The organism is Streptomyces profundus (assembly GCF_020740535.1).
Lineage (GTDB): Bacteria > Actinomycetota > Actinomycetes > Streptomycetales > Streptomycetaceae > Streptomyces > Streptomyces profundus.
Genome location: NZ_CP082362.1, coordinates 3,541,092 through 3,562,552, shown reverse-complemented (window position 1 = coordinate 3,562,552; position 21,461 = coordinate 3,541,092). Strand labels below are relative to the sequence as shown.

Sequence of the window (21,461 nt, the reverse complement as noted above, 5' to 3'; positions counted from 1 at the left end):
GCGGTCCGGGTGCCGAGGTCCCGGGGGTCCTGGGAGGTGTCCGGTCAGGCACCTCCCGGCTGGGAACGGGCCGCCGGACGGCCGCCCAGATACAGCTCGGAGAGCTGGGGATCGGCCAGGAGCTCCGACGCGGGGCCGCTGATATGGACCCGGCCGAGGTCCAGCACACAGCCGAGGTCGGCGGTCTCCAGGGCCCGGCGCGCGTTCTGCTCGACCAGCAGCACGGCGGTGCCGGCGTCCCGCATCCGGGTCACCTGCTCGAAGACCGTCGCCGTCGCCTTGGGGTCCAACCCCATCGACGGCTCGTCCAACAGCACCACCTTGGGGTCCACCATCAGCGAGCGGGCGAACTCCACCTGCTTCTGCTGCCCGCCGGAGAGCAGCCCGGCGAGCTGCTTCCAGCGCTCCCCGACGATGGGGAACAACTCCTGGACGAAGGCGACCCGTTCGTCGATCCGCGCCTTGTCCCGCAGGGTGTAGGCGCCCAGCAGCACGTTCTCGGCGACGGTCATCTCGCGGAAGACGCTGTGCCCCTGGAGCACATGGGCGAGCCCCGAGGTCAACATCTGCTGCGGGCCCTGCCCGGTGACGTCGCGCCCGGCGACCCGCACCCGGCCCGTGCGCGGCTTGAGCAGCCCGCTGGCCACCTTCAACACCGTGGACTTGCCGGCCCCGTTGGGGCCGACCAGGCAGACCACGGTGCCGGGCGGCACCTCGATCGTCAGCCCGCGCAGCACCATCGCGGCCCGGCCGTAGCCGGCCTGGATGTCGTCGAGGACCAGCAGCGGCTCCCGCTCCTCGGGCGGGTTCTGGGGTGTCGGCTCAGATGCCAAGGTAGGCCTCCAGCACTCTGGGGTCCGCCTGCACGTCCGAGGGGGTGCCCTCGGCGATGGGCCGGCCGCGGTCGAAGACGATGACATGGTGGGACAGGCTCATCACCATGTCCATGTTGTGCTCGACGACCAGGAACGTCTTGCCCTCGGCGTTGAGTTCGGTGACCAGCTTCCCGATGCGGCCGATCAGCGCCGGGTTGACCCCGCCGGCCGGCTCGTCGAGCATGATGGTCTCCGGATCGCCCATCAGGACGCCGGCGAGTTCGAGCAGCTTCTGCTGCCCGTAGGAGAGGTTGCCCGCCTCCACGTTCTCCAGATGGTCGATGCCCACCCGGGTCAGCAGCCCCCTGGCCTTGTCGATCTCCTGGGCGTTGCGGGCCCCGCCGATCAGCTGGCGCAGCCGGGTGGAGCGCACCGCGACCAGCATGTTCTCCAGCACGGTCATCCGGGGGAAGATCCGGCAGAGCTGGAAGCTGCGGCCGATGCCGCTGCGGGCGATCCGGTGCGACGGCTTGCCGGTGATCTCCCGTCCCCGGTAGGTGACCGTCCCCGCGTCGGGCTTGATCATCCCGGTGACGCAGTTGAAGAAGGTCGTCTTCCCCGAACCGTTGGGCCCGATCAGGGCGTTGATCTTGCCGTGCCGGAAGGTGACCGTCGCCTCGTCGACGGCGTGGACGCCGCCGAACGACTTGGTCAGGCCGACCGTCTCCAGATTGCGCGGCGTGGCCTCGGTGGCCGGCACGGGTGGTGCGGCCGGTGCGCTGGGGCTCATCGTTCCTCCTCCTTCGGGTCCCCTTCGGGGGTGTCCCCCGCGGCTTCCCTGTTGCGCTCCAGCAGCTCGGCCGCCGTGATCTCGCGGATCGACGAGTCCTGCGGGCCGAACCGCCGCACCAGGTCACGGGCGGCCGGGATCAGCCCGTCGGGCGTGAACAGCACCACGATGCCCAGCAGCACGGCGGTGGCGACCAGATGGAGCTGGGTGTCGCCGAACTCCAACTTGAAGTACTCAAGCGCGCTGCCCACGATGACCGCGCCCAGCAGCGGGCCGTAGAGATGCCGCACCCCGCCGAGCAGCGCCATCAGCACCATGTAGGAGCCCAGCAGGATGGAGAACTGGAAGATCGGGTCCAGGTCGCCGAACCAGAGCGCGTACATCCCGCCGGCCAGGCCGGTGAAGAACGCCGAGATCAGATAGGCGACCAGCTTGTAGTTGCGGGTCGGCACGCCAAGGGCCTGCGCCTTGTCCTCGTCCTCCCGCACCGCCTTGAGCCCGGTGCCGAACCGCGAGCGGTCGATCAGCCACCAGACCAGCAGCATCGCCGCGAGCAGGGCCACGAACAGGTAGAAGAACACCCGGTGGTGCTCGGGCCGCAGCATGTCGGGGAACGGACGCGGCACCACAAGACCGTTGGAGCCGCCGGTGAAGCCCTTCCACGCCTGCGAGACCAGCAGCAGGATCAGCACGAACGAGATGGAGACGATGACGAAGGAGGCGCCGCGCACCCGCAGGGCCGCGATGCCGACGGGGATGGCGATCAGCACCACGATGGCGCCGGCGACCAGCCACGCCAGGAACGACGGCATGGACAGATCCCTGATCAGCAGCCCGGTGCCATAGGCGCCGAGGCCGAAGAACGCGGCGTGCCCCAGCGAGATGTAGCCGGTGAAGCCGCCCATGAAGTTCCACGCCGTGGCGGTGCAGGCATAGGAGGCGACCACCACGCCGGCGGAGAGCACATAGGGGTTGGGGGCCATCTCGGGGAAGGAGAGGATCAACGCGGCACAGGCCACGAAGGCGACCAGCCTGATCCCCCGGCCCAGCGTCAACCAGCCGCCGCGCGGCGCGGCGGGCCCTTCGGCCCCGGCCTTCGGGGCTTTGGGGTCTTTCGGGCCCCGCTGGACCGTCTCGGTGTCAGAAGCGTTGCGCAAGACGACCTCCGAAGAATCCCTGCGGGCGGAGCATCAACGTCCCGAAGAGCGCCACATAGAAGAGGGTCTGCGCCCAGGTGGTGCCGATCTCGACCTGGAGGAGGCTCTGCCCGATGCCCAGGACCATGGCGGCGATGGCCGTGCCCGGGATGGAGCCGAGTCCGCCGACGACGATGATCGCCATCAGCGGGCCGATCCAGTGCCAGTGCAGCGACGGGTAGATGGTGGCGTCCAACGAGAGCGCCGTGCCGCCGACGGCGGCGGTGGCCAGGCCGAGGCCGAAGCCGAGACCGGCGATCCGGTCCGTCTTGACGCCGACCAGCTTGGCGGCCTCAGGATGCTGGATGGTGGCCCGCAGCGCCTGCCCGAACCGGCTCTTCTTGAGGATCACGTAGAGCAGGGCGAGGGAGACGGCGGCAAGGCCGAACGCGATCAGCTTGACGACCGCGATCCGGGCGCCGAAGAACTCGATGTTGGAGCCGGAGTAGGGGAGTTGGATGCGGCGCTGGGTGCCGCTCCAGACGAAGCCGATCATGCCCTCGATGAACAGGGCGATGGCGAAGGTCAGCAGCACCGACATCATGGTCAGCGTCGCCGGGCGCAGCCGGGTGATCAGCAGGCGCTGCATCCCGATGCCGACGACGAAGAACAGCGGCACCGTGACGAACAGCGAGAGCAGCGGGTCGAGGCCGGTCTGCTGGTTGAAGTACCAGGCCAGATAGGCGGCGAGGATCAGGAACGCCGAGTGGGCGATCATCACCACCCGCATGACCCCGAAGTAGAGGGTCAGGCCCGCCGCCAGGAGGGCGTTGAGCCCTCCCAGCAGCACGCCGAGCACCAGGCTCTGGAAGAGAAGGGATCCCGACACGGGCCACTCACCAAGCCGGCTTCGGGAAGACGAACTCGGCCTCGGCGGCGTCGGCCGGCAGCACGATCTTGATCTCGCCGTCCACATACTGCTGGATCAGGTGCGCGCTCTGCGGGCGGCCCTCGGCGTCCCAGGACAGCGGGCCGACGACGGTCTCGACCTCGTTCTCCCGGAGCCAGTCGATCAGCTGCTGCTGGCAGTCGCCCTGTTCGGCGCAGCCCACGGCCTCGACCGCCGCCGCCACGACCTGCCCGGTGGTGAAGGCGTTGGCCTCGTCCTCGGACGGCGGGTTGCCGTGGATCTCGGTGTAGGTCTCGACGAACGCCACGTTGGACGGGTAGCTGGCATCGGGGGTGTAGCCGGTGGGCGACAGGATGCCCTCGGTCTGCGAGCCGATGGCCTGCGGGAACTCGGGGTTGGTCGGCGCGGTGGAGAACGCCGCCAACTGCGGGTGGTAGTCGAGCTGTTGCAGGGCGACGATCAGGTTGACGGCGTCCTGGTACTGGGTGCCGCCGATCACCACGTCGGCGTCCGAGTCGTTGATCTTGGCGGCGATGCTGGAGAAGTCGGTGGTGTTCGGCGGGTAGACCTCGTCGACGACGATGTCGAGGCCCGCCTCGGCGAGCTGGTCGCGCAGGCCGTAGGCGGTGCCCTGGGCGAACGGGTCGTCCATGGCCGCGACCGCCACCGTCTGCGGGCGCTCGCCCTCGGGCAGCGCCAGGATGTGCTCGGCCAGGTGGTTGTAGTGGTCGTCGGCGATGGCGGGGGCGGCGTAGAAAAGGTTTTCAAAGCCTTGCTCGAACACCTCGGTCGCGGCGCCGGCCGGCTCGACGAAGAGCATCCCGTACTCCGAGGCCACCCGGGCGCTCGGCACCACGAGGCGGGTGGAGAACGGGCCGAAGACGAGGTCGACCTGCTCCTGCGCGATCAGCGCCTCGTAGTCCTGGACCACCCGGTCGGCGTTGGACTGGTCGTCGAGGATCTTCAGCTCGACCTCGCGGCCGAGCAGTCCACCGTCGTCGTTGATCATCTCGGCCCAGACCTCGTACCCACGCTGGACACCCTTGCCCGGCTCGGAGAAGTCGCCGGTCAACGGGAGCGAGATGCCTATGACGATCTTGTCGTCGGAACCCCCGCCGCCCGAGTCGCCCGAGCAGGCGGTCAGGACGAGCGCGGATGCCGAGAGCGTGGCCGCGAGTCCAAGACCGCGTCGGCTCAACTTGAACATGAGGTGACTTCTCCCTGCTTCATTGCATCGGGACCTCATTGGCAGCCCGTGGGGTGCAACCGTTGAGTAAGCGCTTTCGTAAGCGTTTGCGGTACCGTACTTGCGGTCCAGCAGCCTGGCAATAGGCGTGACGAGAGACGGTGGTGCCGGAATGGTCCGACATGCACACGGGGACGGACCAGCCGAGAAGGGCGCCAGGACTCCGCGCCTGGTGGATGTCGCGGAACGGGCCGGCGTCTCGATCGCCACGGCCTCCCGCTCGCTCAGGGGCCGGGACGGCGTCTCGGACGAGGTCGCCCACCATGTCCGCGCCATCGCCGCCGAGATGGGGTATGTCCCCAATGTCCACGCCAGCACCCTGGCCGGCGGGGTGCCCCGGGTGGCCGGGCTCATCGTCTACGAGATCGGCGACCCGTACTTCTCCGAGATCGCCAGCGGCGCCGTCCGGGTCGCGTCCGAGAACGGCTGGACGGTGCAGATCAGCCACACCGCCCGCGCGCCCCAGGCCGAACTCGCGCAGATCAGACTGCTGCGCGCGCACCGCGTCGGCGCCATCGTGATGGCCGGCTCCGGCTATGTCGACCGGGCGGACGAGGAAGGCGCCAACCGCGAGCTGCTCGACTACCAGGAGGCCGGCGGCCGGGTCGCCGTGATAGGCCGTCACCATCTGCGCAGCGACGCGGTGTTGCCCGACAACCGGGGCTCGGGCGAGACCATCGCCGGCCATCTCCTCGGCCTCGGCCACCGCAGGGTCGCCATCGCCAGCGGCCCGGCCAACCTCACCACCATCGCCGACCGACTCGGCGGCATCCACCAGGCGTTCACCACCCACGGTCTTGAACCCGGCGCGGTCCCCACGGTCTCGGGGGACTTCACCCGCGAGGGCGGCCGGGACTGCACGGAGCGCATCCTGCGCGAGTGGCCCGAGACCACCGCGATCGTGGCCCTCAACGACGCGATGGCGACCGGCGTCCTCTCCGTGCTGCGGGAGCGCGGCGTGCCGGTCCCCGAGCGGGTCTCGGTGGTCGGCTTCGACGACATCCAGGTCGCCCAGGACCTCGCCCCCGCGCTGACCACGGTCGCCCTGCCGATGCCCGACATGGGGGCCTGGGCCCTGGAGATGGCGCTGCGCCCCCGCTCGGCGCGGCCCCGCCGCAAGACCACGGGCCACGCCCTGCGGGTCCGCGACTCCACTGCGGCGCCGGTCAGTTGACGCTTCGTCAGGTGTCACCGACGCGGCGCGGCCCTACCATCGGCCCATGACGACGGACGTGGGCCCGGACGTGGGCCCGGACGGCGTGTCCGCCGAGCTGCCGCCGGCGGCGGAGCCGGAGCCGATGGTCCAACCGGCGGAGCCGGTCGCCGTGTTGGCGGACGAGGCCGACGGCACGGTGATCCGCCTCGGGCCCGTGGTGGTGAAGGCGCACTCCCCGGCGAGCGACCAGGCCGCGCTGCGCGCCCGCCTGAGGGTCGCTCAACATGCCGCTCTGCACGGCGTGTTGCTGACCCCGCTGGGCGAGGCGACGGTGCGGCGCGGTCGGCTGGTCACCCGCTGGCCCTATGGCCAGCCCGTGGACCAGGCCGCCCCCGAGCGTTTCCCCTGGGCCGAGGCCGGCGCGCTGCTGGCCCGCCTGCACGCGGTGCGGCCGGCCACCCTGCCCCTCCCCCTGCCGGCGGCGGCCGGCCCCGCCCGCGCGGCCCGCGCGGTGGAACGACTCCGCGGCAGGGTGACCGGCAGCCGCTTCGCGAGCGCGCGAACGCTGGTGCTCCGCGCCGCCGACCACCCTTCACCCACCCGGCCGACCGTCCGACCCACGCTCTGCCACGGCGACTTCCACCTCGGCCAACTGGTGTGGGCGGACGGCTGGCGCCTGATCGACATCGACGATCTGGGCGTCGGCGACCCCGCCTGGGACCTGGCCAGACCGGCCGCCTGGTACGCGGCCGGGCTGCTGGACCCGAACGACTGGCAGCAGCTGCTGGCCGGCTACGGCACGACCGGCGACCCCTGGCCCTGGCTGGAGGCGGCGACCCGCGCCCTGACCGTGCAGAGCGCGGCCCAGGCGCTCCTCCGCGCACAGCTGACGGACACCCAACTCGACTACGACGGCGTGGCGTTGGTCGACTCCTGTGGCCGAATCGCCGGCCTGCCGTAGGCTGAGAGCGACAGCGGATCGACGCCCTGGAGCCGATGATGCAGTGTCCCAAGTGCCGTGCGCCGATGCACACGTTCAGCCGAAGCGGGATCCAGATCGAGCAGTGCAGTGGCTGCCGGGGGATCTTCCTCGACTACGGCGAGCTTGAGCACATCACGCAGCTGGAGTCGCAGTGGGAGCCGCAGGGCCCCCCGCCCGGCGCCGCGCCGCCCCCGCCGCAGCAGGCGCACTACCAGCAGCCGCCGGGACCGAGCTGGGGCGCGCCGCAGCACGGCGGCCACCACGGCGGCTACCACGGCAAGCGCCGCAAGAACGGCTTCTCCGGCCTGTTCTTCTCCTCCTGAGCCTTCCCGGGTCTTCCTGGGTCTTCCCGAGTCTTCCTGGACTCTTTCCTGAACCCCCTGAACCCCGCTGGGTTCAGCCGAGGTTCCCCTGAGTCTCCTCTGACGCCGAGCGCCCGAGCCCTCCCCTGGGTTCGGGCGCTCGGCGCTGTGCCGGGGCGCGCGTCGAGGCCGGCTCCGTGCGCCGGTGGTACAGCGGAGAGCACCCGGCGCCCCGTTGTCCCACCGGCGCCGGCCGGTTCGCCGCACGATTGTGCGGAGGGATGGGCTCCGAACCAGTGAAAATTCCCGACTCCGCCCAAGCGAGGCTTCCGGTGGGTGATGGTGTGAGCACGGAAGGTAAGAATCGCGTCGAGTTGGAGTGAGGATGGCAGGGAGCGGTCGGGGCGTGGTGTCGCGCGGCCCTCGTCGAGGGCCGGTGGGTTCGGCGTGAGGGCGCGGGTCTCGCTCGGCGGCATCAGCTTCTCGGGCGTCAGCGGCTGGCCCGTCCCACATCGGGGAACGGGCGGCAACGAGTGGGTCACCGGGCGGTGTTGGCTCTACTGCCGCCGGGAGAACATCAGCGTGCTGTGGATCGGCCCCATCCGCGCCCCACGCGCGGACGGCGACCTCTACGCCTGTGGCCAGTGCATCGCCGAGCTGGTGCACATGGTCTACGAGGAGCAACACCGAGTGGACATCCCCGCCCACCCGCTGGACTAGGCCACGTCGTTTGGATCTTCGCGGGCTCGTACTCCCCCAGACTCCGTCCGGGAGGTGCCCCCAGCGGATGGGGGCACCTCCCGGACGAGGTTCGGCGGAGTACGAGCTGCGATCCGGCTCCTCCAGGCCCCAAGGGCCTGGAGAGCAATTCCTCCCAGCCGCCAGGCTGGGGGAGCCGCTCGCCATCCACGGAGATCCCAACGACGCACCCTAGGTGCGCCGGCCACGGTCTGCCCCGCTCGCCGCGTTGGCGTGCACGCTCGCCGCCCCGGCGTGCACGCTCGCCGCGTTGGCGTGCACGCTCGCCGCCCCGGCGCGCGCGCTCGCCGCGTTGGCCGGAAGACCGGGGAGGACAACTCCCCGCGGCTCCCGGCCGCCAGTTGGTCGTGCGCATGCCAGCGACGGAGCCGCCGCCGGCGGGCGGCGGGCGGTAGCGTCGGCGGCATGCGTGCGATCACGATTCCAGCGCCGGGTGGTCCCGAGCGGCTGGTGTGGACCGAGGTGCCGGATCCAGCCGTGGGTCCCGGTGAGGTGTTGATCGATGTCGCGTCCAGCGGCGTCAACCGGGCGGACCTGCTGCAACGTCAGGGGTTCTACGATCCGCCGCCGGGCGCCTCCCCCTATCCGGGTCTGGAGTGTGCCGGGCGGGTGGCCGCGGTCGGGTCCGGGGTGAGCGGCTGGCGGGTCGGCGACGAGGTGTGCGCGCTGCTGGCCGGCGGCGGCTACGCCGAGTTGGTCAGTGTCCCGGCCGGCCAACTGCTGCCGGTGCCCAGGGACGTGGGGGTGGTGGCGGCCGGCGGGCTGCCCGAGGTGGCCTGCACGGTGTGGTCCAACGTCTTCGAGCTGGCCGGGCTGCGCGCCGGGGAGACACTGCTGGTGCACGGCGGGTCCAGCGGCATCGGCACGCTGGCGATCCAGCTCGCCAGGGCGGTGGGCGCCCGGGTCGCGGTGACGGCTGGCAGCGCGGAGAAGCTGGCGCGCTGCCGCGCGCTGGGCGCCGAGATCCTGATCAACTACCGGGAGAGCGACTTCGTCGACGAGCTGGCGACGGCGACGGAGGGGGCCGGCGCCGATGTGATCCTGGACATCGTGGGGGGCCGCTATCTGGCCTCCAACATCGCGGCGTTGGCCACCGGCGGACGGCTGGCGGTCATCGGCCTCCAGGGCGGCGCCAAGGCCGAGTTGGACCTGCGGAAGCTGCTGGCCAAGCGTGGCTCGATCCACGCGACCTCGCTGCGGGCCCGGCCGGCGGCGGAGAAGGCGGCGATCGTGGCGTCGGTCAGGGAACGCGTCTGGCCGCTGATCGCCGAGGGCCGCGTCCGCCCGGTCGTCGACCGGCTGCTGCCGCTCTCGGACGCGGCGGCGGCCCATCGCGTCCTGGAGTCGAGCGAGCACGTGGGGAAGGTCGTCCTCACCAGAACCTGACCGCCACGCCCGGCAGTTCGGCGGCGCCCACCCCACCCTCGCCCGAGATGCCCGAATAGTTCTGATATGCCAAGCTGATGGCAGACCGAGGGGCATCCCCAAGGCATACCGGGACCATTCGGGCAACCCGGAACCACCGCGAAGGGTCGGGACTCGTGAGGCTGTGGGTGGGAATCGTGCTGGCCGGAACACTGCTGTTCGTCGTCGCAGCTCCGTTCTCCGCGATGGCGGCGGCGAGCGAACGGGACCCGGCCGACGAACCCGGCGGGCGCCGCGGCCCCGGGGACGCCGAGCGCGTCGACGAGCGGGTGGCCGACTGGCGGATCGTCGATCAGCCGGTGACCCGCTGGCAGGGCCGGGGCCTGGACGACGGCACGGCCGGGGAGCGGCTGGCCACCGGCCGCACGGCCGACGGCGGCCAGGCGGCGCCCGTGCTGCCCCTGGGCGCCGGACTCACCTGCCTGGGAGCCGGCCTCGGCCTGCTCGGACTGCGCCTGCGGCAGACCTGACGCCCACCGGGCGGCCGAGCAGGGCGCCGCGAGCAACGAGCGAACCGGCGCATCGGCGAAACCGGCGAACATACCGAGTATGGAACGGCCGCGGGGCAGCTGACGCCCCCTGTCCAGGACCCACCGGACGGGACTTGCCGGACCGCGAACATACCGGGTATACATACTCGGTATGTCGATCCGTTTCGGGCTGTTGGCCCTGTTGGACCAGGGGCCCCGCTATGGCTCCCAACTGCGTGCGGAGTTCGAGTCCCGCACCGGCACCACCTGGCCGTTGAACATCGGCCAGGTCTATACGACGCTCGGCCGGCTGGAGCGCGACGGGCTGATCAGGCCCGAGGGCGGCGGCGACGCCAAGCAGCAGCTGTACGCGATCACCGACGAGGGGCGGGGCGCGCTCGACAGCTGGTTCACCGAGCCGGTCGACCGGACGCAGCCGTCCAGGGACGAGCTGGCGATCAAGCTGGCGATGGCCGTGGGCACGCCGGGCGTCGATCTGCCGGCCGTCATCCAGACGCAGCGCCGCCACACGCTGGGCGCCATGCGGGACTACACCCGGCTCAAGGCCGACGCGCTGCGCGCCGAGTCCACCTCGGCCCAACCCGCTTCGGCCGACGACATCGCCTGGCTGCTGGTGCTGGAGCAGCTGATCTTCTACGCCGAGGCCGAGATCCGCTGGCTCGACCACTGCGAGTCACGCCTGGTGCGGCTGGCCGCCGCCAGGGGAGGCCGGCAACCGCTGCCGCCACCACCGCCGGCGCCGCCAACGGCGCCCGTGGCCGCGCACCGTTCCACCAACCGACGGGGGGCCTCGTCATGAGTGACGAGAACAGCTTCAAATCCACAACGGACACCGACCGGCACGCCGGGCGGCGCGCCGAGCAAGAGACAGAGCGGGACGCCACCGTGGTGCTGGAGCTGCGCGAGCTGACCCGCGTCCACGGCAGCGGGGAGGCGGCCGTGCACGCGCTGCGCGGCATCGATCTGACCGTGCGCGCCGGGGAGTTCGTGGCCGTGATGGGCCCTTCGGGGTCCGGGAAGTCGACGCTGCTGACGCTGGCCGGCGGCCTTGACACCGCGTCCGGCGGACAGGTGCTCGTCGAGGGCCAGGATCTGGGCCGGCTCAGCCGGGCGCGACTGGCGAAGATCCGGCGCACCTCGGTCGGCTACGTCTTCCAGGACTACAACCTGATACCCGCGCTCACCGCGGCCGAGAACATCGCGCTCCCCCGCGAGCTCGACGGCGTCTCGCACCGCGCGGCGCGCAGGGAGGCGCTGGCGGCGCTGGAGGAGATGGGCCTGACCGAGGTCGCCGACCGGTTCCCCGACGAGATGTCCGGCGGCCAGCAGCAGCGGGTGGCCATCGCCCGCGCGCTGGTCGGCGACCGCAGGCTGCTGCTCGCCGACGAGCCGACCGGCGCGTTGGACACCGAGACCAGCGACGCGGTCCTCGCGCTGCTGCGCCACCGAGGCGACCAGGGCGCGGCCGTGGTGCTGGTGACCCATGAGACCCGCTTCGCGGCCTGGGCCGACCGGGTGGTCTTCCTGCGCGACGGCACCGTGGTGGACGAGTCGTCGTCCAGCTCCGCCGAATCGCTGCTGGCCGGCGGTGGCGCGCGGTGAGCGGACGGCACAACTGGCGGCTGGCGCTGCGTATCGCCCGCCGTGACGCGCTGCGCGCCAAGGGCCGCAGCGCCCTGGTGGTGGCCATGATCGCGCTGCCCATCCTGGGCGCGACGGCCGCCGATCTCGCGTTCCGCAGCGGTCAGCTCTCCGCCGAGGAGCAGCTGGACCGCGAGATCGGCGCCGCCGACGCGCACTTCGTCTGGTCCAACGACGGCGGCCCCGTCGTGCAGGGCGCCGACCACTTCGAGTGGACCGCCACCGAACTGCCGGACGACGGGGAGTGGGAGGAGCCCACCTGGCGCTCCGAGGAGGAGCTGCGGTCCCTCCTTGAGCCGCTGCTCCCCGACGGCGCCACGATGGTCTACGAGAACAGCAACTGGATGCGCGCCGGCACCGAGCACGGGGTGGCCGAGGGCCAGGTCCAGGAGATCGACGCGGCGGACCCGGCGGTGGCCGGGATCCACGATCTGAAGGAGGGCCGGTTCGCCGAGTCGCCCGACGAGATCGCGGCCAGCGAGGCGTTCCTCAAGGACGGCGGGCTCGCGGTCGGGGACACGGTGTCCCTCGGCCCCTGGGGCAGCCGCCTTGAGGACGGCACCGAGTTCACCATCACCGGCAGCTATGAGCTGCCCGGCAACATCAACCGGGGCCATCTGACCGCCCTGCCGGGCAGCGTGCTCCCGCAGGACCCCTGGGACCGCCCGGGGCTGCTGGTCAGCGTGCCGGGCGAGGGCGGCGTCGACTGGTCGACGGTGCTGGCCGCCAACGAGCTCGGCTTTGTCGTCAACTCGCGCGAGGTGGTGCTGAACCCGCCGCCCGCCGGGGAGTTGGCGCCCGAGATCGCGGCGATGCGTGAGCAGCCAGGCGTCGACGGGAACGCCGTCGCGGTGGCCGTGGTGGCCGTCTCCCTGGTGATCCTGGAGATCTGCCTGCTGGCTGGCCCGGCGTTCGCGGTGAGCGCCCGCAGGTCCCGCAGGATGCTGGGCCTGATCGGGGCGAACGGCGGGCATCGGCCGCAGCTGCGGGCGGTGATGCTCGCGAGCGGCGTGGTGCTGGGCGCGGGGGCCGCCGTCATCGGGCTGATCGGCGGCGTGCTGCTGACGCTCTTGATGAGGCCGACGATCGAGGGACAGCTGGGCAGCAGGTTCGGCTCCTGGGACTTCCGCCCGCTGGAGCTGGGCGGGATCGCGGTCTTCGCGGTGCTGATCGGCCTGCTGGCCGCCGTCATCCCGGCCTACAACGCGGCGCGGAGCAGCGTGCTCTCCTCGTTGACCGGCCGGCGCGGAGTGCGCGGCGGCGGCCGGCTGCTGCCGCTGGTCGGCGGGTCGGCGCTGGTGCTCGGCGCGGCGCTCGCGGTGCTCGGCGGGCTCTGGGGGGAGACGGTCGCGGTGGCGGCCGGCGCGGTGATCGCCGAGCTGGGCCTGGTGGCGCTCACTCCGATGCTGGTCGGCGGCTTCGGCCGGCTGGCCCGCTTCCTGCCGCTGGCGGGGCGGCTGGCGCTGCGCGACGCCGCCAGGAACCGGGGCCGCACCGCGCCGGCGGTGGCGGCCGTGCTGGCCGCCGTCGCCGGCACGGTCGCGGTCGCCACCGTGGTGGTCAGCAACGACGCGCAGGAGCGCGCCCTGTACGAGGAGACGCTGCCGATGGACACGGCCGCCGTCCTCGCGCTGATGCCGGACGCCGGCCGTGACCTGGGCGGCGCCCGCGCCGCCGTGACGAAGGAGCTGCCCGTCGAGAGCGAGATCGACCTGGCGCGGGCGCTGCCCGCGCCGGGCGAGTGCCTGCCGACCGGCGAGGACTCCGAGTACGGCGGCGAGGAGGTGTACTGCGGCGAGGTGATCCCGCTGCTGCCCGGCGAGCGGGACTGCCCGCTGTACACCCCGGAGCAGGCCGAGTTGACTATCGCCGAGCGCCGCGATCTGAACTCACGCCCGGTCTGCGGGGCCACCTGGTGGCTGGACGTCCAGACCATCGTGGTGATCGGCCCGGCCCAGACCCTGGCCGAGCTGGACATCGACGACGACGCGGCGACCCGTGCCCTGGAGTCGGGCGAGGCCGTCGTGGTCCACCCCGACTATCTGGACGACGACGGGCAGGTGACGCTCGGCCTCTACGAGACGCCGGTCGGCCCGGAGGTCGAGTGGAACGAGTCGGGCCAACGCACCGACCCGCCGGTGGAGACGGTCACGCTGCCCGGCCACTCGCTCGCGGGCGACGTCTCGGCGCCGACCGTGCTGATGACGCCTCAGACGGCGGCCTCGCTGGGGCTCACCGAGTTCGACCTCGGCACCTTCTACCAGCTCAGCCGCACCCCGACCAGCGCCGAACAGCAGGCGTTCGACGCCGAGTTCGAGCGGCTGGGGAGCTTCCTCGGGTTCCATCTGGAGAAGGGCTACGACGAGGACAACTCGCTGGCCCTGCTGATCCTGGCGCTGGTCGCGATGGTGATCACCCTCGGCGCCGCCGGCATCGCCACCGGTCTCGCGCAGGCCGACGCGGAGCCGGATCTGGCCACCCTCTCCGCCGTCGGCGCCACGCCCAGGATGCGCCGGACCCTCTCCGGACTCCAGTGCGGTCTCATCGCCGCCATGGGGGTGCTCCTCGGCACGCTCTCCGGGCTGATCCCGGCCATCGGTATCCGCCTCACCGAGCACCGCAACGACGTGGACTCCTGGCAGCGCCTGTGGGACATGGGCGAGCTGGTGGGGGCGCGTCCCGAGCTGCTGATAGAGCTGCCCTGGATGACGTTCCTCCAGCTGCTGGTGGTGGTCCCGCTCCTCGCGTGGCTGCTGGCGGCGCTGCTGACCCGGTCGCGGGTGCCCCTGGCGCGGCGCACGGGGTGACGCTCGTTGCATGATGGAGGTATGACTCAGCCGAGGAATGAACCACCGCAGGAGAACGCCCAGGTCCTGGTTGTCGGCCCGGACGGAATGGCCCTCAGCGGCCCCGCCGGGAACCGCGGCGAGGGCGAGGAGGGGCCCTCCGAGACACCGCTCACGGAGATGGTGGAGCAGCCGGCGAAGGTCATGCGCATCGGCAGCATGATCAAGCAGCTTCTGGAGGAGGTCAAGGCGGCTCCGCTGGACGAGGCCAGCCGGGTCAGGTTGAAGGAGATCCACGCCAGCTCGGTCAAGGAGTTGGAGGAGGGTCTCGCCCCCGAGCTGGTGGCCGAGCTGGAGCGGCTGTCGCTGCCCTTCACCGACGAGGGGGTGCCGACGGAGGCCGAGCTGCGCATCGCGCAGGCTCAGCTGGTCGGCTGGCTGGAGGGGCTCTTCCATGGCATCCAGACCGCGCTCTTCGCCCAGCAGATGGCGGCCAGGGCCCAGTTGGAGCAGATGCGGCGGGCGCTGCCGCCCGGCGCGCTGGGCCCGGAGGATCTGGGTCTGGACGAGCAGCAGGGCGGCGCCCGCTCCGGTCCCTACCTGTAGGCGCCCTGGAATCCCTTCGGATTCCGCCCGAGAACGGCGAGCGGCCCCCGGGCCCGGCGACGCGATGTCGCACGGGCCCGGGGGCCGACTCGTTCCCAGGGCCGGTCAGCTCCAGGTGATCAGCTTCTTCGGGTGCTCAAGGACCGCCGCCACATCGGCGAGCAGCCGGGAGCCCAACTCGCCGTCGATCAGCCGGTGGTCGAAGGAGAGCGCCAGGGTGGTGACCTTGCGGGGCTTGACCTTCCCCTTGTGGACCCAGGGCTGGTCCCTGATCGCGCCGAACGCCAGGATCGCCGATTCCCCCGGGTTGAGGATCGGCGTGCCGGTGTCGATGCCGAAGACCCCGATGTTGGTGATGGTCACCGTGCCGCCGCGCATATCGGCCGGGCTGGTCCTGCCCTCCCGCGCGGTGGAGATCAACTCGCCCAGGGCGCGGGAGAGTTCCGGCAGCGTCTTGGAGCCGGCGTCCTTGATGTTGGGCACCAGCAGGCCCCGGGGCGTGGCCGCGGCGATGCCGAGGTTCACATACTCCTTGTAGACGATCTCCTGCCGCTGCTCGTCCCAGGCGGCGTTGGCCTCCGGGTTGCGCCGCAGCGCCACCAGCAGGGCCTTGGCGACCAGCAGCAGCGGGTTGACGCGCAGCCCGGCCATCTCCTGGTCCGCCTTGAGCCGCTCCACAAGACGCACCGTCCTGGTGACGTCGACCGTGACGAACTCCGTCACATGCGGGGCCGTGAAGGCGCTCTCCACCATGGCCTGCGCGGTGGCCTTCCGGACGCCCCTGATGGGCACCCGGCGCTCCCGGATCGACGCCAGCGACTGGGGCTCGACGGCCGGGGTGGGCTCGGCCCGCTCGGCCGCCGGCTCCGGCTCGGCCGCGCGGGGCGGCGTGGCCGCCGCCGGGGCGGCGGCGTGTACGTCGTCCCTGGTGATCACTCCGCCGGGCCCGGTGGGCACCACGGCCGCCAGATCGACGCCCAGGTCCTTGGCCAGCTTCCGCACCGGCGGCTTGGCCAACGCGCGGCCGGCGGCGCCCTGTCCGCCGCCGACGGCCGCCGGCTCGGGCTCGGGCGCCGGTTCGGCCGCCCGCGCCGTGCCGTTCGCGGCCGAGGCGCCGGGCGCCGGCACGGCGGCGCGGCGCGGCCGGCGACGGCCGCTCGGCGTCGAGACGCCGTAGCCGACCAGCACCGGCTCGCGCGCGGCGGCGGCGCCTCCGGCCTCGTCCGAGGCGTCGTCGGCGGGGGCCTTCGCCGCCGCGCCGTCCGGCTCGTCGGGCCCGCCGGTGTCCACGGTGATGATCGGCGTGCCGACATCGACCGTGCTGCCCTCGGGGAAGAGGATCTCGCGCACCGTCCCGTCATAGGGAATGGGTAGCTCCACCGCCGCCTTGGCGGTCTCCACCTCCACCACGACCTGTCCGTCCGTCACCGTGTCCCCCGGCTGGACGAGCCATTTCAGGATCTCGGCCTCGGTGAGCCCCTCGCCCACGTCGGGCATTCTGAACTCGCGGTAGCGCTGTGTTGCCGCAGCCATCGTCACGACTTCTCCTCAGCCTCTCCCTCAGTACGCCAAGGCACGATCGACACCGTCAAGCACCCGGTCGAGCCCCGGAAGGTACTCGTCCTCCAGACGGGCCGCCGGATACGGCGTGTGGAACCCACCAACCCTCAGCACGGGGGCCTCCAGATGGTAGAAGCAGCGCTCGGTGATGCGGGCCGCCACCTCGGCGCCCACGCCCTGGAAGACCGGCGCCTCGTGCACGACGACCAGCCGCCTGGTCTTCTCGACCGACCGCTGAACGGTGTCGAAGTCGATCGGGGAGAGCGACCTGAGATCCACCACCTCGACCGACCTCCCCTCCTCCTCCGCCGCCGTGGCGGCCAGCAGCGCGGTGCGCACCGTCGGGCCGTAGGCGAGCAACGTCAGATCGCTGCCCTGCCGCACCACCTTGGCGCTGTGCAGGCCGTCGGGGATGCCCTCCCTGTCGACCTCGCCCTTGTCCCAGTAGCGGGCCTTGGGCTCGAAGAAGATCACCGGGTCGTCGCACTCGATGGCCTGCCGCAGCATCCAGTAGGCGTCCGAAGGGTTCGCCGGCGTCACACACTTGAGCCCGGCGACATGGGTGAAGAGCGCCTCGGGCGACTCGCTGTGGTGCTCGACCGCGCCGATGCCGCCGCCGAACGGGATGCGGATCACCACCGGCAGCTTGATCGTGCCCAGCGCCCTGGCGTGCATCTTCGCCAGCTGGGTGACGATCTGGTCGTAGGCGGGGAACACGAAGCCGTCGAACTGGATCTCGACCACCGGACGGTAGCCGCGCAGGGCCAGGCCGATGGCCGTGCCGACGATGCCGGACTCGGCCAGCGGGGTGTCCACCACCCGCTCCTCGCCGAAGTCCTTCTGCAACCCGTCGGTGATCCGGAAGACCCCGCCGAGCTTGCCGACGTCCTCGCCCATCACCAGCGTCTTGGGATCGGACTCCAACGAGGCGCGCAACGCGGCGTTGAGCGCCTTGGAGAGCGCCATCTTCTCCACCGTCATGTCAGTTCCCCTCCTGATCGGCGAAGGAGGCGAGGTAGTCGGCGTAGGCGGCCCGCTCCTCGTCCACCAGGGTGTGCCCGTCGGCGTAGACATGCTCGAACATCGCCATGGCCTCGGGGTCGGGCATCGTCCTGATGGACTCCCTGACCCGCTTGGCGAGCGCGTCGCTCTCCGCCTCCAACTCGGCGTGGAACGTCTCGTCGGCCGCGCCCTCGCGGTCCAGATGGCGGCGCAGCCGCAGGATCGGGTCCTTCGCCTCCCAGGACTCCAGCTCCTCCTGGCGGCGGTAGCGCGTCGGGTCGTCCGAGGTGGTGTGCGCGCCCATGCGGTAGGTGTACGCCTCGATCAGCACCGGGCCCTGGCCGCTGCGCGCCTGCTCGGCCGCGACCCTGGTGGCCGCGAGCACGGCCAGCACGTCGTTGCCGTCGACCCGCAGCCCGGGGAAGCCGTAGCCCAGGGCGCGCTGGTAGAGCGGCACCCTGGTCTGACGTTCGGTGGGTTCCGAGATGGCCCACTGGTTGTTCTGGCAGAAGAAGACCACCGGCGCGTTGTAGACCGCGGCGAAGGTGAACGCCTCGGCGACGTCGCCCTGGCTGGACGCCCCGTCGCCGAAGTAGGCGACCACCGCCGCGTCCGCGCCGTCCTTGGCCACGCCCATGGCGTAGCCGGCGGCGTGCAGCGTCTGGGAGCCGATGACGATCGTGTAGAGGTGGAAGTTGTTGCTGTTGGGGTCCCAGCCACCGTGGTTGACGCCCCGGAACATGCCGAGCAGCTGGGTGGGGTCCACGCCCCGACACCAGGCGACGCCGTGCTCGCGGTAGGTGGGGAAGACGTAGTCCGTCTCGCGCAGCGCGCGCCCGGAGCCGATCTGCGCCGCCTCCTGCCCCAACATCGAGGGCCAGAGGCCGAGTTCGCCCTGGCGCTGGAGCGCGGTCGCCTCCGCGTCGAAGCGTCGGCTGAGCACCATGTCGCGGTAGAGCGCGCGGAGTTCGTCATGGCTGATGGTCAGCGGGTAGTCCGGGTGCTCCAGGCGCTCGCCGTCCGGGGTGAGGAGCTGCACCATCCCGGGGCCGTCCGCCGGCTTCGTCTTCGCGGAGCGCTTCCCGGCGGCGCTCTTCCCGGCGGGTGCCTTCTTCGCCGGGGCCTTCTTCGCCTGGGCTTTCCTCGCCGGGGTCTGCTTCGCCTGCGCCCGTTTCGCCGGGGCTCGTTTCGCCGGGGCCGGTGGGGACGTGCCGGGCGCGGCGTCCGGCTCGCGCGCGGTGGACTGCTGCGTGGTGGTGCTGCGCGACGCGTCGCGCGAGGTACTGGCCACGGTCACTCGTGTTCCTCCGTCGGTCCGTCCGGCCCCCGGGGTCTGCCGGGCGACCAGTGCGGCTCGCCCGGTCCGTACGGCGCACGGGGTTGGGTGCGGCGGACGGGAACCGAGCGGTTTCCTTTCCCGTTCCCTGTCCCGCTCGTCCGCCTATGAGAGCACGGTACCGAGTCGGTCCACAAGCTGTGAAAGCGGCCCTGACCTGCACATATACCTGGAAATCCAAGTAAAGGTCGACAGTCGTGGAATATGTGCGGGTCCAAGCCTCACAGGGCGTCGAGTCCCTCGCACGTTAACCCGCTCGACGGGTTCACGGGAAGGCGTGGGCGGCGCTCCTGTGGAAAACTGACAAGGTGCCCGAAAACGTAGAAGACGGTGTGATCACCGTGTTTCTCCTGGACGACCACGAGGTCGTCCGGCGCGGTGTGCACGAGCTGTTGGCGATGGAGCCGGATATCGAGGTGGTCGGCGAAGCCGGCACCGCGGCCGAGGCGTTGGCCCGCATTCCGGCCGCGCACCCCCAGGTCGCCGTGTTGGACGTGCGGCTGCCGGACGGCAGCGGGGTCGAGGTCTGCCGGGAGATCCGCTCCCTCGACGACCGGGTGAGATGCCTGATGCTCACCTCCTACGCGGATGACGAGGCGCTCTTCGACGCCATCATGGCCGGCGCCTCGGGCTATGTCCTCAAGGCCATTCGGGGGACGGAACTGCTCTCCGCCGTGCGGGACGTGGCAGCCGGAAAGTCCCTGCTCGACCCGGACGCCACCCAGCGGGTGCTGGAGAAGCTGCGCGGCGGTGAGTCCGGCGAACGGGACGAGGGGCAGGAGCAGCTGGATCGGCTGACCGACCAGGAGCGCCGCATCCTGACGCTGATCGGCGACGGCCTCACCAACCGGGCCATCGGCCAGGAGCTGCATCTCGCGGAGAAGACCATCAAGAACTACGTCTCCAGCCTGCTCTCCAAGCTGGGCATGGAACGCCGCTCCCAGGCCGCCGCCTATGTCGCGCGGCTCCAGGAGCAGAGGCGACGCTAGGCGGCCCCGCCCGGCCGGTGGACGGCGGCGTATCGGGGCGCGAGGCGGAGGTAGGTGGCCTCCGGGTGGCGCGCGTAGCGCGGGGCGGGCGGGAACGCGGAGCGCGCGCCCCGCTCGGGATCGGTGACCGAGACGATGCCGACCAGCTGCGCCTGCCAGGCCGTGGAGCCGGCGGCGTCCCCCTCGTCATGGGCCTCGTACGCCACCACGGTGCCGTCCAGCGGCAGCGCGGCGCCGCGCGCCGTCGGCACCCGGAGCAGCAGCTGGTCCCCGGTCACCAGATGGCTGGCGGGCAGCACCCACGGCAGCGCCCGCACGGTCGCGGCGGCGCGCCCGTGCGGCACCCGGGGCAGCAGCCTGAGGGCATGGGTCAGCTCGACGGACATACCTTCCAGCCTGCCGCGCCCCGCCGCCCGCCACACCGGGCAGAAGGTCCCCTCCTGCCCGGGACGTTCGTCCCGGGGGGCGCCGCCGGGCACCGGCTCAGCCGCAGAACGCGTCCCTGACCGCCCTGGCGTGCCGCGTCCACCAGACGACCAGCGCGGAGGCGGCCGGAAACTGGGGATCGGCGCGGCCGTCCCCGCGCTCGTAGTGCCAGCGCAGCATCCAGAAGTCGTTGAGCCGCTCCCACCACACCCGGTGCACGGCGGCGGCCAGCTCGTCGGGGGAGGCGCCCGACGCCTCCCGGTAGGCCGTGGCGTAGGCCCGGATCTTGCCCAGGGCGAGACCGCCGTCCGGGCGGAGGTAGAAGATGCAGGCGGCGCGGACCGCCTCCTCGGCGCGGGGCTGCACGCCCAGCCGGTCCCAGTCCACGATGGCGACCGGCTCCACCGGGCCCTCCGCCCGGTAGAGCAGGTTGAGCGGGTGGAAGTCGCCGTGCACCCAGCCCTCGGCCGGCACCTCGGCGGGTCCCGGGCGCAGGTGCGCGTGGGTGCGCAGCAGCGCGCGACGCTCCAACAGCCGGTGCTCGGCCAGTTCGTCGAAGCCGGTGCGGCGGGCACGCGCCCTGATGTGCGCCAGCAGCTGGTCGATCACCGCATGGGTCTCCAGCGGGGCGACGGCGGCCCGCTCCGCCGGCCTGGGCTTGGGGGAACGCCCTATCACCTGCTCAAGGGCCCCGTGCACCCGCCCGAGCAGGGCACCGAGGCGGCGGCTCTCGGCGGGGCTGAGCTGGGCGCCGTCCCGGTGCCGGCCCTCCACCCAGGGGTGCAGCGCGTAGCAGCGCCCCCGGTGCACGGCCACGGTGCGTCCCTCCCGGTCCGCCAACGGCGGGGCGACGGGCAGACCGAGATCGGCCAGGGCCGCGGTCGCCCGGTGCTGCCGGACCAGCGGGGCTATCGCCTCGGGATCACCGTCCAGATGGTGCTTCAGGAAGTAGCGGCCCCTGGTGGTGGCCAGCCGGTAGCCGTGGTTGAGGAGCCCCTCGGTGATCGGCTCGCAGCTGAGCGGCTCGCCGGCACGGTAGTGGCCCAACAGCTCGGTGAGGGTGTGCTCGGGAAGGGTGGGCCGGGTGGTGAGAAGCGGCATAC

21 protein-coding genes are annotated in these 21,461 nt (G+C 72.0%); 11 read left to right on the top strand and 10 right to left on the bottom strand.

What is annotated here, in order from left to right; genetic code table 11:
- Positions 1 to 44: 44 nt before the first annotated feature.
- The 5 genes from K4G22_RS15705 to K4G22_RS15685 are packed head-to-tail and all read right to left on the bottom strand — an operon-like array spanning position 45 to position 4,858.
- Entirely contained in the window at positions 45 to 833 is a 789-nt protein-coding gene (locus K4G22_RS15705; protein ID WP_228080860.1) for an ABC transporter ATP-binding protein, read from the bottom strand.
- Positions 823 to 1,605, bottom strand: coding sequence for an ABC transporter ATP-binding protein (locus K4G22_RS15700; protein WP_228080859.1), 783 nt, complete (start codon positions 1,603 to 1,605; stop codon positions 823 to 825). The genes K4G22_RS15705 and K4G22_RS15700 overlap by 11 nt, the downstream gene beginning before the upstream one ends.
- Positions 1,602 to 2,762: a branched-chain amino acid ABC transporter permease gene (locus K4G22_RS15695; RefSeq protein ID WP_228080858.1), complete on the bottom strand. Its 1,161-nt coding sequence runs from the start codon at positions 2,760 to 2,762 to the stop codon at positions 1,602 to 1,604. Before K4G22_RS15695 ends, K4G22_RS15700 begins: the two co-directional genes overlap by 4 nt.
- The gene (locus K4G22_RS15690) at positions 2,746 to 3,630 is read right to left on the bottom strand and encodes a branched-chain amino acid ABC transporter permease (RefSeq protein ID WP_228080857.1); all 885 of its coding nucleotides are present in this window, start codon (positions 3,628 to 3,630) and stop codon (positions 2,746 to 2,748) included. Before K4G22_RS15690 ends, K4G22_RS15695 begins: the two co-directional genes overlap by 17 nt.
- Before the next feature lie 7 nt (positions 3,631 to 3,637).
- Positions 3,638 to 4,858: an amino acid ABC transporter substrate-binding protein gene (locus tag K4G22_RS15685; RefSeq protein WP_228080856.1), complete on the bottom strand. Its 1,221-nt coding sequence runs from the start codon at positions 4,856 to 4,858 to the stop codon at positions 3,638 to 3,640.
- Positions 4,859 to 5,009: 151 nt separating this feature from the next.
- Here K4G22_RS15685 and K4G22_RS15680 point away from each other — a divergent pair, with 151 nt between their 5' ends.
- From K4G22_RS15680 to K4G22_RS15635, 10 genes are all read left to right on the top strand, one after another.
- A complete protein-coding gene (locus K4G22_RS15680) occupies positions 5,010 to 6,071 on the top strand; it encodes a LacI family DNA-binding transcriptional regulator (RefSeq protein ID WP_228080855.1) in 1,062 nt (353 codons plus the stop codon).
- Positions 6,072 to 6,117: 46 nt separating this feature from the next.
- Positions 6,118 to 7,014 carry an aminoglycoside phosphotransferase family protein gene (locus K4G22_RS15675; RefSeq protein ID WP_228080854.1) on the top strand — a complete coding sequence of 299 codons (897 nt, stop codon included), beginning with the start codon at positions 6,118 to 6,120 and terminating at the stop codon, positions 7,012 to 7,014.
- Positions 7,015 to 7,049: 35 nt separating this feature from the next.
- Positions 7,050 to 7,358, top strand: coding sequence for a TFIIB-type zinc ribbon-containing protein (locus tag K4G22_RS15670; RefSeq protein ID WP_228080853.1), 309 nt, complete (start codon positions 7,050 to 7,052; stop codon positions 7,356 to 7,358).
- 426 nt (positions 7,359 to 7,784) lie between these two features.
- Complete coding sequence (locus K4G22_RS15665; RefSeq protein WP_228080852.1) at positions 7,785 to 8,057, top strand: hypothetical protein; 273 nt, start codon at positions 7,785 to 7,787, stop codon at positions 8,055 to 8,057.
- A gap of 444 nt (positions 8,058 to 8,501) precedes the next feature.
- Complete coding sequence (locus tag K4G22_RS15660) at positions 8,502 to 9,482, top strand: NAD(P)H-quinone oxidoreductase (RefSeq protein WP_228080851.1); 981 nt, start codon at positions 8,502 to 8,504, stop codon at positions 9,480 to 9,482.
- 155 nt (positions 9,483 to 9,637) lie between these two features.
- Positions 9,638 to 9,991: a hypothetical protein gene (locus K4G22_RS15655; protein ID WP_228080850.1), complete on the top strand. Its 354-nt coding sequence runs from the start codon at positions 9,638 to 9,640 to the stop codon at positions 9,989 to 9,991.
- A gap of 172 nt (positions 9,992 to 10,163) precedes the next feature.
- Positions 10,164 to 10,811: a PadR family transcriptional regulator gene (locus K4G22_RS15650; protein ID WP_228080849.1), complete on the top strand. Its 648-nt coding sequence runs from the start codon at positions 10,164 to 10,166 to the stop codon at positions 10,809 to 10,811.
- A complete protein-coding gene (locus K4G22_RS15645; RefSeq protein WP_228080848.1) occupies positions 10,808 to 11,614 on the top strand; it encodes an ABC transporter ATP-binding protein in 807 nt (268 codons plus the stop codon). Before K4G22_RS15650 ends, K4G22_RS15645 begins: the two co-directional genes overlap by 4 nt.
- Positions 11,611 to 14,460: an ABC transporter permease gene (locus K4G22_RS15640; protein ID WP_228080847.1), complete on the top strand. Its 2,850-nt coding sequence runs from the start codon at positions 11,611 to 11,613 to the stop codon at positions 14,458 to 14,460. Before K4G22_RS15645 ends, K4G22_RS15640 begins: the two co-directional genes overlap by 4 nt.
- Before the next feature lie 21 nt (positions 14,461 to 14,481).
- On the top strand, positions 14,482 to 15,045 hold the full coding sequence (locus K4G22_RS15635) for a bacterial proteasome activator family protein (protein WP_322785101.1): 564 nt from the start codon (positions 14,482 to 14,484) through the stop codon (positions 15,043 to 15,045).
- 105 nt (positions 15,046 to 15,150) lie between these two features.
- On the opposite strand, the gene K4G22_RS15630 is transcribed toward K4G22_RS15635, so the two are convergent.
- The 3 genes from K4G22_RS15630 to pdhA are packed head-to-tail and all read right to left on the bottom strand — an operon-like array spanning position 15,151 to position 18,904.
- Entirely contained in the window at positions 15,151 to 16,578 is a 1,428-nt protein-coding gene (locus tag K4G22_RS15630; protein WP_228080846.1) for a dihydrolipoamide acetyltransferase family protein, read from the bottom strand.
- A 27-nt stretch (positions 16,579 to 16,605) separates the two neighbouring features.
- A complete protein-coding gene (locus K4G22_RS15625) occupies positions 16,606 to 17,586 on the bottom strand; it encodes an alpha-ketoacid dehydrogenase subunit beta (protein WP_228080845.1) in 981 nt (326 codons plus the stop codon).
- Between the two features lies 1 nt (position 17,587).
- Positions 17,588 to 18,904 (bottom strand): pyruvate dehydrogenase (acetyl-transferring) E1 component subunit alpha, encoded by a 1,317-nt coding sequence (gene pdhA / locus K4G22_RS15620; RefSeq protein ID WP_228080844.1) that lies wholly within the window; start codon positions 18,902 to 18,904, stop codon positions 17,588 to 17,590.
- Positions 18,905 to 19,251: 347 nt separating this feature from the next.
- Here pdhA and K4G22_RS15615 point away from each other — a divergent pair, with 347 nt between their 5' ends.
- Complete coding sequence (locus K4G22_RS15615; RefSeq protein WP_322785100.1) at positions 19,252 to 19,932, top strand: response regulator transcription factor; 681 nt, start codon at positions 19,252 to 19,254, stop codon at positions 19,930 to 19,932.
- On the opposite strand, the gene K4G22_RS15610 is transcribed toward K4G22_RS15615, so the two are convergent.
- Positions 19,929 to 20,318 carry a pyridoxamine 5'-phosphate oxidase family protein gene (locus K4G22_RS15610; protein WP_228080843.1) on the bottom strand — a complete coding sequence of 130 codons (390 nt, stop codon included), beginning with the start codon at positions 20,316 to 20,318 and terminating at the stop codon, positions 19,929 to 19,931. The two genes, K4G22_RS15615 and K4G22_RS15610, sit on opposite strands and share 4 nt — an antisense overlap.
- 97 nt (positions 20,319 to 20,415) lie before the next feature.
- The gene (locus tag K4G22_RS15605; protein ID WP_228080842.1) at positions 20,416 to 21,459 is read right to left on the bottom strand and encodes a phosphotransferase; all 1,044 of its coding nucleotides are present in this window, start codon (positions 21,457 to 21,459) and stop codon (positions 20,416 to 20,418) included.
- Positions 21,460 to 21,461: the final 2 nt, after the last annotated feature.